We start from the raw sequence: 669 nt of genomic DNA on the forward strand, positions 1-669 counted from the left end.
CTTTGACTTGAGCCGCAAGGCTCAAGATGTGGATCAGGTTTTGTTTCTCTCCTTCTTCATGGGCGGTTGTTGGACTGCACTGCTGTGCTTGAAGCGGTAGCTGTCGTTGCCTGTTTCCAGAATATGGCAGTGATGGGTCAGGCGGTCCAGCAGGGCCGTGGTCATCTTGGCATCACCAAACACGCTGGCCCATTCGCTGAAGCTCAGGTTGGTGGTGATTACTACGCTGGTGCGTTCGTAAAGCGTCGAGAGCAGATGAAACAGTAGCGCACCGCCAGATGAGCTGAAGGGCAGATAGCCCAGCTCATCGAGAATCACCAGATCCGTATGCACCAGCCTGTGGGCGAGCTGTCCGGCTTTGCCTTGCACTTTCTCTTGCTCCAGCGCATTAACCAACTCAACAGTAGAGAAGAAGCGCACCCTTTGACGGTGGTGCTCAATGGCCTGAATACCCAGTGCTGTAGCAATGTGCGTCTTGCCCGTGCCAGGCCCACCGACAAGCACCACGTTGTTAGCCTTCTCGATGAACTCACAGCGATGAAGGCTGCGTACCAAGGCTTCATTGACCTCACTGTGTGCGAAGTCAAAGCCTGCCAGATCTCTGTAGACCGGGAACCTGGCGACCTTGAGTTGATAGGCAATGGAGCGCACTTCTCGCTCAGCACTCTC

1 protein-coding gene is annotated in these 669 nt (G+C 55.0%); it reads right to left on the reverse strand.

Features of this window, described 5'->3' with window-relative positions; genetic code table 11:
* Positions 1 to 33 precede the first annotated feature (33 nt).
* Positions 34 to 669, reverse strand: a 636-nt coding sequence (gene istB, locus JAO85_RS25565) for an IS21-like element helper ATPase IstB (protein ID WP_202789305.1), incomplete at its 5' end; no start/stop codon positions are given.

The organism is Comamonas sp. NyZ500 (assembly GCF_016772095.1).
Lineage (GTDB): Bacteria > Pseudomonadota > Gammaproteobacteria > Burkholderiales > Burkholderiaceae_C > Comamonas > Comamonas thiooxydans.